This is a genomic window from Eggerthella lenta DSM 2243, from assembly GCF_000024265.1.
In the GTDB taxonomy this organism is placed as follows: Bacteria; Actinomycetota; Coriobacteriia; order Coriobacteriales; family Eggerthellaceae; genus Eggerthella; species Eggerthella lenta.
Genome location: NC_013204.1, coordinates 1,932,425 through 1,945,817 on the forward strand (window position 1 = coordinate 1,932,425; position 13,393 = coordinate 1,945,817).

The window sequence follows — 13,393 nt, forward strand, 5'->3', positions numbered from 1 at the left end:
CGCCTCTATGTAAAAGCCCGCCAAGGCGGGCTTTCATACGCTAGATGGTGTCGCGGATGCCGAGCTGCTTGATGAGCGTACGGTACTCCTCGATGTTGCGGTTCTTGATGTACTTCAGAAGACCGCGACGCTTACCGAGGAGCATCATGAGGCCTCGACGAGTGTGGTTGTCCTTCTTGTGCACCTTGAGATGCTCGGTGAGGTTGCGGATGCGCTCGGTGAGGATCGCCACCTGCACTTCGGGACTGCCCGAATCGCCTTCGCCCTTGCCGAATTCCTTGACGAGCTCGGCAGTGCGCTCTTTGCTGATGCTGAGTTTGCTGGCCATGTGCTATTCCACCTTTCGTTCGCAGCGCCCTCGTCGGACGCCGCCTCCTGCGCGCCTGCCCGGCCCGGGCCTGCACGCGTCGTATGCGCGTCCCTCTGGGTAGGCATGCGGTGAACATGCGGACCAAGCGGAACGTGCCTGCGTTTTCGCAGCCCGCCTATTGTAACGGCAAGCACGGTGCGCGGCAAGCGGGACGCGGGGCGCCCACAGGTTCCGCACAAAGCGCCGACGCTTCGAAGCCGCGCCCCCATCAGGACAGACGCATGCTGCAGAAGGCCTCCGTCAGGAGCGCGCCACACTGGGTCCCTGGGGGATCCAGACGGTGAACGACGTGAGGCCCGCGTCGCTCGAAGCGTAGATGTCGCCGCCGTGGGCGCGGGCGATCTCACGGGAGATGGCCAGCCCCAGCCCTGCGCCGCCCGCTGCCGACCCGCGCGACTCGTCGGCGCGGTAGAACTTCTCGAAGATGCGTTCGAGGTGCTGCGGCGACAGCTCGCGTCCCTGGTCGCTCACCGTGAGCTCCCACCACACGAAGCCGTCGGCGGCCGTCACGAGCCCCGTGCGCACCCTCACGTCCGTGCCCGGGTCGGCGTAGGCCACCGCGTTCTTGATGACGTTGTTCAGCACGCGGGCCACGCGCCCCGCGTCGGCGAACACGGACAGCTCGGCGGGGCCCTCGTACACGAGGTTCAGGCGCCGCCCCTCGGCCAGGGGGAAGAACTCGTCCACCACCTGGTTCACGAACAGCGCGGCGTCGAAGCGCGAACGCTCGATGGGGATGGTCTGCAGGTTGTAGCGCGTGATCTCGAAGAACTCGTCGAGCAGCTCCTCGAGCCGGTAGGCCTTGTCCAACGTGATGCCCGTGTAGCGCTCACGCACCTCGAGCGGCAGGTCCGGAGACTCCTCGAGCAGCGTAAGATAGCCGATGATGGAGGTGAGCGGCGTCTTGATATCATGCGCCAGATACACCACCAGCTCGTTCTTGCGATCCTCGGCGGCCTTCGCAGCGCGTTCGTTCTGCTCGGACGTCGCCTTGATGGTGTTGAGCGCCATAGCGGTGGGCGCAAGCTCGCCGGGCAGCATGACCGGGCCGTCGCTTTTGGCCAGGATGTCGGACACCGAATCGAGCAAGAGGTCGAAGTAGCGCAGCGCCCGGTTGATGCCCGAGCGCACCACGAGCACGATACCCGCGACGAAGCCGATAGCCGTCAAGACCAGGAACAGGTTCGACGCAAGGGTGTGCAGCGCGTAGTCGTAGCCAAGCAGCTCGTAGACGAAGTTCGACACGGCCGATCCGAGCGTGGTCATGAAGCCGGCGAACAGCACGAGGTACACGACGATGAACAGCACGACGTTCACCACCGTGCGACGCAGGATGGCGTTCGAGAGCCGCTTCGTCTGGTCGAGCCGCGCCTGCGAGCGTACGGGTTCCTCCATGTCTTCCTCCTTTTAGCCCAGCTTGTAACCGACGCCCCAGACGGTCTCGACGAACTCCTGGGACGAGTCGACGGCAGCCAGCTTCTTGCGCAGATGCCGGATGTGCACCATCACCGTGTTGTTGCTCTGGGCGTTGGCGATCTCGCCCCAGACGGTCTCGAACAGATCGCGCGAGGCCACAGGCCGGCTCTGGTCGCGCATGAGACAGGCGAGGATGGCGAACTCCTTCGGGGTGAGGCTCAACGCCTCGCCGTGCAGCGTGGCCGTGTAGGCGCTCTCGTCGAGCGCGATGCCGCAGCATTCGAGCATACCCGGCCCATCCTCCCTTGCGACGTCGTTCGAGGTAGCGCGGCGCAGGCGCGCGCGGACGCGGGCCACGAGCTCGCGCGGCTTGAAGGGCTTCACCACGTAGTCGTCGGCACCCAGCTCGAAGCCCACCACCTTGTCGACCTCCTCGTCCTTCGCCGTGAGGAAGATTATGGGAACCGAGCTCGTGCGCCGAAGCTCGCGACAGCACGCGAACCCGTCCATGCCGGGCATCATGATGTCGAGGATGACAAGGTCGAACGGATCGTCCGCCTGACAGGCCAGCAGATCGGGAGCTGCGTAGAACACCGTCGGGACGAACCCGGCCTCCACAAGCAGCTGCCCCACCAAATCGGCGATGGCCTGCTCGTCGTCGCATACGGCGATGCGCATCTTCGATTCCACGCGTTCCTCCTCGCACTCCGCTGCCCATCGGGCTGTCCGCGCCCGCTCGGGCGCGCCGTCTCTCCCATTGTATAAGCCCCGTGCGCGATCACGCCCCTGACGAGGCAAGATTAAGGAAAACTTAAGCAATGAAGCGTATCGCGCCGACCCTTTAGCGAAACGGCGGGACCGCAGCCGTAAAAGCGCCGCATGATATTCCATTCGCCTCTCACGGCTGTTACTATGATTGAATCAGTTCGAAATAGGGCGAGCAAGGAGACAGGGATGAAAAAGAGCGTTCTCGACTCATCCATCAACTGGGAATTCAACCAATTCGACGGAACGCTCAGGATATCGGGAACGGGAAAGATGCCGAGGTTCACCCAGAACAAGGAGTCGGGGGGCTTTGACGACAATCCGTGGAATCCGATAAAAAACGAAATCGCCACACTGATCGTGGATGAGGGAGTTGTTTCCGTTTCCGGAGCGGCGTTTTGGAAATGCAAAAACCTGACAAGGGCCATCATGCCGCATGTACTGCATATACACGCTGGAGCATTTTACGAATGCAGCGCCCTTGAGGAGGTCGCGGTCGAAGAAATCGTGACGGTAGGAGAAGGAGCCTTCGAAAACTGCTCTTCTTTACGCCGGATAGCGCCCGAGCTATCCCCTTCTGCTAAACGCAAAATCGAGTCCTTAGTCTTTGTTGACGAATGCGCGTTTTCCGGTTGCGAAAGCCTCGACAGCGTGACCTTCAGCAATCTGAAAGCGATTGGTCGAGGGGCGTTCTATCGCTGCTCTTCGCTACAGTCGGTTTCCTGCGAAAGACTCTCCTCCATTGCAGAGCATGCGTTTAGAGAGTGTTCGAGCCTCTCGGAGTGTCGGGTATGCAACGGTTGTGTAATCGCCGAGGGGGCGTTCTCGAAATCCGCGCTGTCCTCACCGACGAAATTCATCGACTAGGTTAACTTCGTAAAGGACAGGGAAGATGCTGTACACCTTTTTCGACGTGGAGACGCCGAACAGACGCAACGATCGTATTTGCTCGATAGGAGCCGTCGTCACCGACCAAGACGGCACTGTCGTAGAAAAGAAATCGTATCTTGTAAACCCGGAATCGAGCTTCGACGACATCAACGTTCGCATACACGGTATCGCCCCGGTCGACGTCCGCAACGCGAAGACATTCCCGGAGCTTTGGTACGACTCTTTGTCCGCATTCTTCCCGGTCGACGGCGTGGTTGCACACAACGCGCGGTTCGATCTCAGCGTCTTGACCAAAACACTGGTCTCATATGATATCCCCTCACCCAAGATGAGCTACGCATGCACTCTTGACATGTCGAAGAAAATCGACTTTATAGGCGGAGGGAAGCTTCCGCACGTATGCGAGGCTCTAGGCATCGAGCTGGAGAGACATCATCAAGCCGAAAGCGATGCCACGGCATGCATGCGCGTATTCTGGACACTTGTCGGGATGGCCGGCTGCATGCCGAGCTTCATAGCATACGAGCCAGGCGCTAAAAGCTGCAAGAAAAGCGGGGGGCGATACCGAAGCATCTCCGACAAGACCAAAGCCATGCAATGGCTTATACCGTTGCTAAGGGAAGTCGTGTCCAACGGAAAGGTGTCGACGTTCGAAGCCGAGGCAGTCTTGGAGTTCTTCGGGCTGCACGAAGAACTAACGTCCGATCCGGCGCTTTCGCCCATAGTCGCTTTGCTTCAAAACGCTATCGCTGACGGATGGGTCGACGAAGCCGAATCAAACGAGCTCGCCAACCTCATCTCCCACATCGTAAACCCCTCTAGCAGCATTGAAGACAGCGTGGATTTCGCCAACAGAAAATTTGTTCTGACCGGCTCATTCAATCACGGAACCAAAGACGACGTGTCCGCATTCATTCAAGAGCGCGGCGGTGAGGTGCTGCAGAACGTCACCAAAACATGCGATTATGTGGTCATCGGAGGATGCGGCAGCGAGGCGTATTCCCTCGGCAGCTACGGCGGTAAAGTCAAGAAGGCGCTCGACTGGCAAGCGAAAGGCGTACCTATGCAGGTCATCGAAGAATGCGATCTATACGGCGAAAGATAACACCCCCACCGGCTAGAATTCCATGAACCGGCCATCTACGCATACGGTACCCGTTTGGTCTCGAGTACCGTTGACAACGTAAACGCTTTACGACATACTGAGTCGACAACGTAAACTCATGGAAGGAGGTCTCTATGGCGATGACGGCATCGGCTATTCGGTTCGAGCCGAATGAGAAGGAATGGATTGCAGCGTTTGCCGAGATGAACGGTTCCACGTTTTCCGCGCAAGTGCGCCAGTGGACGCTCGAACGCCTTGAGGACGAACTTGACGCTCGGGACCTTTCGCAAGCTATCGAAGAAGACGATGGCACGCGTATTTCCTGGAGCAAGGTCAAGTCCGATCTCGGTCTGGCGATTTGATTGGGCTATTCGGTAGAGTTGACGAGCGGAGCGGCGAAGCAGCTGCAAAGCCTCGATCGCAAAACCCTTCTGCTGGTATCGGAACTGATCGAGCGCCTTGACGGATGCGAGAACCCCTGCATGCTCCCCAACGCGAAGAAGCTCCAAGGGGTGAAGAACGGTTGGCGCTGGCGTTCCGGAACGTATCGTGTTCTCGGCACAGTCGACGGTAGCCGGATAACGATCGAGGTATTCAAGATCGGACATCGTCGAGACGTATACCGCGGCTTATAACAGATTCATGCCCATGCGAAAGCAGCCATCTTGTCAGATGGCTGCTTTCGCATGGGTGCTTGCATCCGAGCAATCCCAGGTCAGGGGCTGTCGAACTTCAGGAAAACTTAAGCAATCGGTTGACGTTTCTTCTGGGACGGGAGGGGCGCGCCCGAGGGATACTTGACGGCGAGGACGGCGAGCCGCGAGCGCTGCCGGAGATCGCCCGGGGCGCAGTCCCGGGCGACGCCTCGCTATCCCCGTATCCAACGCTTTCGAGGAGGCTCCCCGTGCCGTACACCAATTCCTTCGATGCAAGGCTTCGCCCGAACCGCTCCGTTTATCGCGCTCGGCCCCTACGCCGCGCTTGTGCTCCCGAAAGCCGCACGCACGCCGCATCCGACGTGCGGCGCATCCCTTCGCGATCGCTGCCGCAGCTCGCCGTCGTTCTGGCGCTGCTGATCGCCCTCGGAGGTGCCTGCTGGTACGCGGTGAGCACCTTGACGGGCCTCGTCGACGGCGCGCGGGCCAGCGGATCCCTCTCCACAGGCCCGCAATCGACGCCGAAAAGCGCCTGGAAGGCCGGCGAGGTGCCCGCGCTGTACCAGCGCGATCCCGCATGGGCTGACGGAACCTACGCAGAAGACGACTTCGGAACCACCGGTTGCGGGCCTACGTGCATGGCCATGGCGTACGTGGCGCTGACCGGCCGCACCGACATGACACCGGCCGACATGGGCGCGTTCTCCGAGCGCCTCGGATGCGCGACCCCCGACGGCACCGCCTGGACGTTCATGACCGAAGGCGCGGCCGAGCTTGGCCTCGTCGCCGAAGAAGTGCCCGCAGACGAGCAGAGCGTTCGCCGCGCTCTCCTGTCCGGCTCCCCCGTCATTTGCAGCGTGGGACCGGGCGATTTCACCAGCACGGGCCACTTCATCGTGCTCGCAGGCATCGACGAACAGGGCCGCCTGCTCGTGCGCGACCCCAACAGCCCTGAACGCACGGGAAAGGCTTGGGACTTCGCCACCGTGCTCGGCCAATGCCGCGCGATCTGGGCCTACACGGCCGCTTGACGCGCCTCGCGCAGCCCTTTCACCAGCTGGTCGGCGCACGAAGTTGCGCGCCGACCGCACGTGTTGCCCTCAAGCGCCGCGGCGACGTCCTCCACCGTCATGCCCTCGATGAGCTTCGACACCGCCTTCAAATTGCCGTCGCAGCCGCCGACGAACTCAACACGCGCCACCTTGTCGCCGTCGAGGTCGATATCGATCGCGCGCGAGCATACGCCGCGCGGGGTGTAACGGTACATGCCTCTCTCCTCCTCTTCGCGGGTCCCGCCCGCATCTTTCAGAACAATCCGCAAGTGAACAGGAAGTTCAACGATTTCAAGTTTGCCCCGACGTGCTCGCTCACCCATTGCTGGCAGAAACGCAGCACGGAAAACGCGGCGGAAGGATCCGCCTCGAGAATCTCGATCTCGGCGAACGTGGAGCTCAGCAGAGCCCGGCACCACGCGACCGTAGAGGCAGGGACGAGCACCGTCTCCACGCTCGACCGGCATGCGGCGCACACCGCCCCGCCCTCCTGGTACGAGAGCGCCATGAGTCCGCTTTCGGGAACCGCCTCCACGTCGCGCCCGCAGGAGACGCACACATCGAGGCTGGGGCGCAACCCCGCGAACGCAAGCGTCTTGAGCAAGTGCGCCGCGCACACGGCCGGCACCTGCGCGGGATCGACCCGACCCAGGCTGGACAGCGCCGTGCGCGTGAGCGCGAACAACCGCGGGTTCTCCAGACCCATCTGCGTGACGCGGTCGAGCAGTTCGGCAATGGGCGCAGCCCCGGCAGCGTGCTCAATGTCGCGGCGAAGACGCTCGTTGCTCTCGACGAGCCGCGCTTCCTTCACGATGTCGAGGCTGCGCCCGCGCGCGACGAGCAAGTCGACGACCGAGTACAGCTCGAGGCGCGCCGCGAACGAGCTGGCGGGTTTACGCGCGCCCTTCGCTACGGCCCGTATCTGCGAGCCGTCCTCGGCGAGCAGCGCCAGGATGAGGTCGCTCTCGCCGAGCTTCGTCTTGCGCAGCACGATGGCGCGCGCGTCGTAGGTAGGCTGGGACACGCGCGCTACGAGATACTGGCGATGGCGTTGTCGCTCGTCCAAACGATGGCACCGCTCTTCTGCTTGGAGGAGCCGTACACGGTTTCGCCGTCGAGCGAGGTCACCGCCTTGCCCGTGATGGTGAACGACGTGGTCTCGCCTCCCTCGTACTTCACGGCATCCACCGACTCTACCAGATAGGCCGTGCCGCCGACCGTGACGGTCGAGCCCGAATCGCGCAAACCGCCGAGATACGACAGCGCCGCCTGCTCCAACTCGGCGCCGCGCGACAAGGCGACCGACACGGTGACCGTAGAGCCGGAGTCGGCCTTCGCGTCGGTTTCGGGCGTCGTGCCGAGCACGGTACCGGCAGGCACGCTGTCGTCGTAGACGTAGCTCGCCACCGGTTCGTACCCTTCGTCGGTCAGCATCTTGGAAGCCTCGTCCCACGTCTTGCCCTTCACGTCGGGCACGGTGAAGGGGACGGCAACGGTAACGGTGATCTCGGTGCCGGCAGCGGCCTTCGACCCCGCTTCGGGGGCTATCCCCAGCACGAGGCCCTCACGCTCGTTCGACTTCTCGGTCACGAAGGAAACCTTCTCGAACCCGTCCTTCTCGAGCAGAGCCGCCGCTTCGTCGCGCTGTTTGCCCGCGACGTCGGGGATCGTGCGCGCCTCCGAAACATGGATGGTGACTTCGGTGCCCTCCTCCTCGCGAGAGCCGGCGACGGGATCCATGAGCAGCACGACGCCCTCGGTGTCGTCGGACTTGATCTTCTCCTCGTGCACGGCGAAGCCCTTGGACTCCAAAACGTAGACGGCGTCGGACTGGGTCATGCCCACGACGTCGGGCAGCATCTTGCCGCCCCATAGCTCCAGATAGTACGTGACGCCCGCGGCCGCCCCGCCGACGGCCAGCAGACATACGAGCACGATGGCCACGATCTTGCCCTTGCCGCCCTTCCTCTGGTTGGCATCAGGTGCGCGGAACTCCTTCTGCTTGGGCGCGGCCTGGCCCTCGATACGCGGCATCTCCATGGTATCGCCCGGCCCCCACGACTTCTTCGGGGGCACGTAGCCCGCATCGACGAGGCATTCGTCGAAGCCCGAGAAATCGGAGCGACCGGAGATCGGCTCTTCGTCGGGGCGACGGGGCACGAACGGCGTGAGATCGTCGGCAGCGCGCGCGGCCTCGTCGTCTCCGATGGAGCCGAAGTCGAACGCGTTGCCGTTCTCGTTGACGTTCACGCCCGCCACGTCGATGGCGGGGATGCTCGAACGATCGAGCGGACCCGAAGCGTCGAGTTCCCCGGCGGACTCGGGTTCGACGGCGGATGCCGTGCCCTCGAAGTCGGGATCGGACTCGCCGGCCTGCGCATCCTCGGGGCCGTCGTCAGCCGCGATCGAGCGCAGCGTCGCATCGCTCGTGGACGCCGCGGCGACGGCCGCCATACGGCCGGTCAGGGGAAATCCGCAATCGTTGCAGAATTTCGCGCCGTCTTTGTTCTCAGATTGACAGTTCGGACAGATCATGCTGGCTTTCTCCCTCGCGCAAATGGCACATACGACGATTGTAGCCGAAAACGGGCCGAGCGCAGCCGGACAACGCCCCGTTTGCACGCTTCGTGACAATACCTGCAGAAAATAGGCGAGCTTCCAGGTTGGCGCAGCCGATCGGCGATAAGCGCCGAGCCGTTCCGGCCGCCGGCGGCCGGGCAGACAGAGCCCTTAAGCCCCTTCGCCGTAGCCGAAACGGCGGATCTGGTTCGCGTCGCGGCGCCAGTTCTTCTTCACCTTCACCGACAGGTCCAAGAACACGCGGCAGCCCAGCAGCTGCTCGAGGTCCTGGCGCGCCTCGGTGCCGATCTGCTTGATGGCCGCGCCCTTCTTCCCGATGATGATGCCCTTCTGGCTGTCGCGCTCCACGTACACGATGGCGAAGATGCGGTAGAGATCCTTCTTGCGATCGTACTCCATCTCCTCCACGCGCACGCCGATGGCATGGGGCACCTCGTCGTGGAACGAACGCAGGATCTTCTCGCGGATGAACTCGGCCACCACCACCTCGATGGGCTGGTCGGTCTCCATATCGGTCGGGAACCACGCCGGACCCGGCGGCAGCAGCGCCACCACCTCGTCGACGAAATCCTGCACATGCTCGCCCGTCTGGCTCGACAATTCCACCACGGCGTCCCAATCGCCCAGCTGGGCTGCGGCGAAGCGCTGGCGATCCAGCTGCTCGCCGTCCACGAGGTCGATCTTCGACAGCACGAGGATCTTCTTCGAGCGCGCGCGCTTGAGCTGAGCGGCCACCCACTCGTCGCCCGTGCCGACCGGCTTCGACGCGTCCACGAGGAAGGCGACCACGTCCACGTCCTCGAGCGCCTTGAGTGCCGACGTGTTCAGCTCCTCGCCGAGGGCGTCGTGCGGCTTGTGCAGGCCCGGCGTGTCCACGAGGATGAGCTGGAAGCCCTCGCGCGTGAGCACCGCGCGAAAGCGATGGCGCGTAGTCTGCGCCGTGTTCGACGTGATGGCGATCTTCTTGCCCATAATGGCGTTGATCAGCGTGGACTTGCCCGCATTCGGGCGCCCGACCAGCGTGACGAACCCTGACTTGAACGAATCGCCGACTGCGGGATAGATGTTGTCCATGAAAAGCCTTCCGATGTTTCCGATGCGTTAGACGAACAGCGCCGCAAGGCGCGGGACGAACACGGCGGCGGCTACCGCCACCGCGCCCAGCGCGCACACGAGCACTGCGCCGGCGGCGCAGTCTTTCGCGTGCTTGGCGAGCTCGGCGTAGTCGGGCGACACGAGGTCGACCACCGATTCGACGGCCGTGTTCAGGCATTCGGCGGCCAGCACGAGCACGATGCAGATGACGATGGCCGCCCACGACGCCGCGTCGATGCCGAGCGCGGCGCCGAGCAGCACTGCCGCGGCGCCCACCGCGAAATGTATCTTCATGTTGCGTTGCGTGCGCGCAGTGTAGACGACGCCTTCCCATGCGCACGAGAACGCGCGTCCGAGCGAGAACCGGGCGCGCGAATCCTTGCCAGCACGGTTGCGGACGAACCTCACGCCGTCCGCCGCACCGTCCTCCGGCGACGGCTTCCCCTCCGTGCGTTCGCCTTCGCCCATGGCGTCAGTCGCGTTCATGCAATCCAGCCCCTCCCCCGATCTCAGCGCTTGGACCAGGCTTCGAGGATCTCGGCCTCGCGCTTCTCCATGACCTCGGCTTCGTCATCTTCGATGTGATCGTAGCCGCACAGGTGCAGAAGGCCATGGACGAGCAGCAAGCTGATCTCCTCCTCGAACGTGGTGCCGAACTCGCGCGTCTGGCGGCTGGCCACGTCGGGGGCGATCACCACGTCGCCCAGTTCGTAGACGGGATCCTCCGCCAGCGTCATAGCCGACAGGTCGTCGTCCACGCCGTCGCACTCGAAGGACAGCACGTCGGTAGGGCCCTCCTTGTGGCGGTAGCGCTCGTTGAGCTCGGCGATAGCCTCGTCGGTGACGAAGCTGATGGACACCTCGGTGTTGAAGGGCTTGTCCTCGCGCGCCAGCACGAACTGGGTCAGCTCGTGCAGCGGCAGCTTCTCGAGGTCTTCTTTGCGGTAGTCGTAGTTGATCTGGATATCCATGATACCTCAAGCCTTTCTGCTTGCCTGATCGTAGGCCGAGACGATGGCGGCCACCAGGGAATGCCGAACCACGTCCTTGCCGGTGAAATCGCAGAACGCGATATCGTCGATGTCCTCGAGGATGGCCCGCACGCCTTTGAGGCCCGAGACGCCGCGCGGCAGGTCGAGCTGGGTCACGTCGCCCGTGACCACCATCTTCGAGCCGAAGCCCAGGCGCGTGAGGAACATCTTCATCTGCTCAGGCGTGGTGTTCTGCGCCTCGTCGAGGATGATGAAGCTGTCGTTCAGGGTGCGCCCGCGCATGAACGCGAGCGGGGCGATCTCGATGACGCCGCTCTCGACGAGCTGCGTGGCGCGCTCCATGTCGGTCATGTCGAACAGAGCGTCGTAAAGCGGGCGGATGTAGGGATCCACCTTCTCGGTGAGGGTTCCGGGCAGAAAGCCCAGGCTCTCCCCCGCTTCCACCACGGGGCGCGTGAGGATGATGCGGCCGACCTCCTTGCGCTTGAGCGCAGCCACGGCCATGGCCATGGCGAGGTACGTCTTGCCGGTGCCCGCGGGCCCGATGCCAAACGTGATGGTATGCTCGCGGATGGCGTCGACGTAGCGCTTCTGGCCCGCCGTCTTCGGACGGATGGCCCGGCCGCGGTACGTGAGCAGGATGTCCTCGCGCAGCGCCTGCGGGCTGAACTCGGCCGTGCGCAACAGGTCGATGGCGTGCCGCACGTACTCGAGCGTAGGCTCGCCGCCGCCTTCCACGAGCTTGATGAGATCCGAGAACAGCGCCGTGAGCGACTGCACCTCCAGCGGATCGCCGACGAGCTCGACCGTGTCGCCGCGAACCGTGATCCGCGAGGCGAACGCATCCTGCACGACATGGAGGATCTCGTCCGCAGGGCCGACGATGAGCGCCATGTTCACGCTTCGGGGGGCCGTGAGGGTGATTTGGGTTTGGTCAGTCATGGGGGCATTGTACCACGCACGGCCGGCGCGCGCTTCGATGTCATCGAACCGACAAGGGAATATAGTGCAGGTGATCAAGATCTGCCGGGAACGGCGAGGCGGTTCGAGGTCGCGCCGCTCCCGCCTCGCATCTTCGCTCCGAAAACACGCCTCAGGGTCGTTTTCCGTGTGTTACGGGCGAAGACGCATTGCCCGCACGCGCACCCGCGTCCTCAGGCCAGCCGGTAGGCCCACAGCGCCTTCGTCTGGCCGAGCACCGTGTCCACGTTCCAGGCTCTGTTCGAGCGCTCGGCCGAGTACGGATCGTTGATGCGCAGGTTCCCGTCGCCGTCGATGCCGGTGACGACGAAGAAGTGGCCGTTGTCGGTGAAGTCTCCAGGGCCGACGTTGCAGACGAGCACGGCGCCGCCTTCGAGCGCCGCGCGCACGCTGCCCGCATCGACCGAGAGCGCCTCGCAGGAAAGGCCGAGCGAGGCTGCCTCGCTCACGAGGAACGAGGAGTCGGTGCCGTCGAACGCCGTCTCAAAGCCGCCGTCGCTCGCACGTTTCCCCATATCGTAGGGCGACAGATCGCCCTTGCCGGTGAGGCCCTGGTACACCATGGAAAGCGACGTGGGGCAGCATCCCGTCAGCGCGAACGTCGTGGAGCTGTACACGGTGGAGCCCCAGCGCTGATCCCACTGGTAGAGACGCGGCACCTCGCCTGAGGCGGGGTCGTCCGTACCGAGGGCGCTCTCGGCCGGATAGGCGTCGGGAAACGTGCGCACGAAGGGCACGGCCTCGGGCTCGACGGCGGCCAGCTTGAGCAGCTTGCGCTGCACCGCTTCGCCGTCCACGGCGTAGGCGTCCGGATGGGCGGCGATCCATGCCGCGTCGTCGCTCGCCGAAGCCGCTTGGACGAGCTGGGCGGCCAAATCGTCGCCGAGCACGGCCTTGAGCTTGGCCTCGTCGATAGGATCGCGCTGCGTCTGCTGCTGGACGGGAGCCCGGTCAGCCTCGTCCGGCGCCTGCGTCGCAGCGCCGGCGGCCATGCAGCCGCGAACGCCCGCGACAAGCACGACGACCAGCACGATCGCGGCCGCCGCGATCGCGAGGCGCTTGGGACCGACGGCGCGCACGAGGTTCGTCGCAGCCTCGGAGAAGGCGAACAGGAGCTCCGAGCCGTGCGCCTCCCATGAGTGCCGATTGCCCGTTCCAGGACGGCTCGAACGGAGACGACCCGAGCTTATCGGCTCGCGCGCGTCATGCACGCCGTGCGTATCGCGGCCGGTGGGCGCTTCCCCGCGCATGCGCGCCTTGCGCTCCTCGAGCCTCCTGCGCGCCCGCTCGCGCGCCTCGTCGTCGCCCATTCGCGCCTCCCGTTTTAAATCGCTATTCTGACTAGTATACAGCCTATCGGAAAACAGAGGCATTTCGAATCGCCTCATTCAAGAAAGGGCCAGCAGCCGCAGGGGTTCAGAAAACAAGAGAGGCTGCCATCATGGCAGATACGAAAACCCGAACATCGACGCGCTCTCCGAAATTGCCCG

Annotated in this window: 16 protein-coding genes; 5 read left to right on the plus strand and 11 right to left on the minus strand. The window is 63.7% G+C overall.

Annotation, left to right across the window (positions count from 1 at the left end; genetic code table 11):
• Nucleotides 1–40: 40 nt before the first annotated feature.
• The 3 genes from rpsO to ELEN_RS08160 all read right to left on the minus strand — a co-directional run bounded on the left by rpsO (nucleotide 41) and on the right by ELEN_RS08160 (nucleotide 2,476).
• The gene (rpsO, locus tag ELEN_RS08150) at nucleotides 41–328 is read right to left on the minus strand and encodes a 30S ribosomal protein S15 (protein WP_009307039.1); all 288 of its coding nucleotides are present in this window, start codon (nucleotides 326–328) and stop codon (nucleotides 41–43) included.
• A 282-nt stretch (nucleotides 329–610) separates the two neighbouring features.
• Nucleotides 611–1,765, minus strand: a complete 1,155-nt coding sequence (locus ELEN_RS08155; RefSeq protein WP_015760680.1) for a sensor histidine kinase — start codon at nucleotides 1,763–1,765, stop codon at nucleotides 611–613.
• A 12-nt stretch (nucleotides 1,766–1,777) separates the two neighbouring features.
• On the minus strand, nucleotides 1,778–2,476 hold the full coding sequence (locus tag ELEN_RS08160) for a response regulator transcription factor (RefSeq protein ID WP_015760681.1): 699 nt from the start codon (nucleotides 2,474–2,476) through the stop codon (nucleotides 1,778–1,780).
• 264 nt (nucleotides 2,477–2,740) lie between these two features.
• On the opposite strand from ELEN_RS08160, the gene ELEN_RS08165 reads away from it, so the two are divergent.
• From ELEN_RS08165 to ELEN_RS08185, 5 genes are all read left to right on the plus strand, one after another.
• Nucleotides 2,741–3,418, plus strand: coding sequence for a leucine-rich repeat domain-containing protein (locus ELEN_RS08165; protein WP_015760682.1), 678 nt, complete (start codon nucleotides 2,741–2,743; stop codon nucleotides 3,416–3,418).
• A gap of 25 nt (nucleotides 3,419–3,443) precedes the next feature.
• Nucleotides 3,444–4,547, plus strand: coding sequence for a 3'-5' exonuclease (locus ELEN_RS15745; RefSeq protein WP_015760683.1), 1,104 nt, complete (start codon nucleotides 3,444–3,446; stop codon nucleotides 4,545–4,547).
• A 134-nt stretch (nucleotides 4,548–4,681) separates the two neighbouring features.
• Nucleotides 4,682–4,909 carry a type II toxin-antitoxin system RelB family antitoxin gene (gene relB, locus ELEN_RS08175; RefSeq protein WP_015760684.1) on the plus strand — a complete coding sequence of 76 codons (228 nt, stop codon included), beginning with the start codon at nucleotides 4,682–4,684 and terminating at the stop codon, nucleotides 4,907–4,909.
• Nucleotides 4,910–4,927: 18 nt separating this feature from the next.
• Entirely contained in the window at nucleotides 4,928–5,182 is a 255-nt protein-coding gene (locus ELEN_RS16690) for a type II toxin-antitoxin system RelE family toxin (RefSeq protein WP_015760685.1), read from the plus strand.
• 269 nt (nucleotides 5,183–5,451) lie between these two features.
• Nucleotides 5,452–6,234, plus strand: a complete 783-nt coding sequence (locus ELEN_RS08185; protein WP_015760686.1) for a C39 family peptidase — start codon at nucleotides 5,452–5,454, stop codon at nucleotides 6,232–6,234.
• Here ELEN_RS08185 and ELEN_RS08190 read toward each other — a convergent pair.
• From ELEN_RS08190 to ELEN_RS08225, 8 genes are all read right to left on the minus strand, one after another.
• Nucleotides 6,219–6,578, minus strand: a complete 360-nt coding sequence (locus ELEN_RS08190) for a TIGR03905 family TSCPD domain-containing protein (RefSeq protein WP_465038239.1) — start codon at nucleotides 6,576–6,578, stop codon at nucleotides 6,219–6,221. The two genes, ELEN_RS08185 and ELEN_RS08190, sit on opposite strands and share 16 nt — an antisense overlap.
• Entirely contained in the window at nucleotides 6,509–7,321 is an 813-nt protein-coding gene (recO, locus tag ELEN_RS08195) for a DNA repair protein RecO (protein ID WP_156996276.1), read from the minus strand. Before recO ends, ELEN_RS08190 begins: the two co-directional genes overlap by 70 nt.
• Entirely contained in the window at nucleotides 7,285–8,790 is a 1,506-nt protein-coding gene (locus tag ELEN_RS08200) for a PASTA domain-containing protein (RefSeq protein WP_015760688.1), read from the minus strand. Before ELEN_RS08200 ends, recO begins: the two co-directional genes overlap by 37 nt.
• A 195-nt stretch (nucleotides 8,791–8,985) precedes the next feature.
• A complete protein-coding gene (gene era / locus ELEN_RS08205) occupies nucleotides 8,986–9,909 on the minus strand; it encodes a GTPase Era (RefSeq protein WP_009608610.1) in 924 nt (307 codons plus the stop codon).
• Between the two features lie 27 nt (nucleotides 9,910–9,936).
• Nucleotides 9,937–10,416 (minus strand): diacylglycerol kinase family protein, encoded by a 480-nt coding sequence (locus ELEN_RS08210; protein WP_015760689.1) that lies wholly within the window; start codon nucleotides 10,414–10,416, stop codon nucleotides 9,937–9,939.
• Between the two features lie 23 nt (nucleotides 10,417–10,439).
• Complete coding sequence (ybeY, locus tag ELEN_RS08215) at nucleotides 10,440–10,901, minus strand: rRNA maturation RNase YbeY (RefSeq protein WP_009307055.1); 462 nt, start codon at nucleotides 10,899–10,901, stop codon at nucleotides 10,440–10,442.
• A gap of 6 nt (nucleotides 10,902–10,907) precedes the next feature.
• On the minus strand, nucleotides 10,908–11,864 hold the full coding sequence (locus ELEN_RS08220; protein WP_015760690.1) for a PhoH family protein: 957 nt from the start codon (nucleotides 11,862–11,864) through the stop codon (nucleotides 10,908–10,910).
• A 212-nt stretch (nucleotides 11,865–12,076) separates the two neighbouring features.
• Nucleotides 12,077–13,213 (minus strand): C39 family peptidase, encoded by a 1,137-nt coding sequence (locus ELEN_RS08225; protein ID WP_015760691.1) that lies wholly within the window; start codon nucleotides 13,211–13,213, stop codon nucleotides 12,077–12,079.
• Nucleotides 13,214–13,393: the final 180 nt, after the last annotated feature.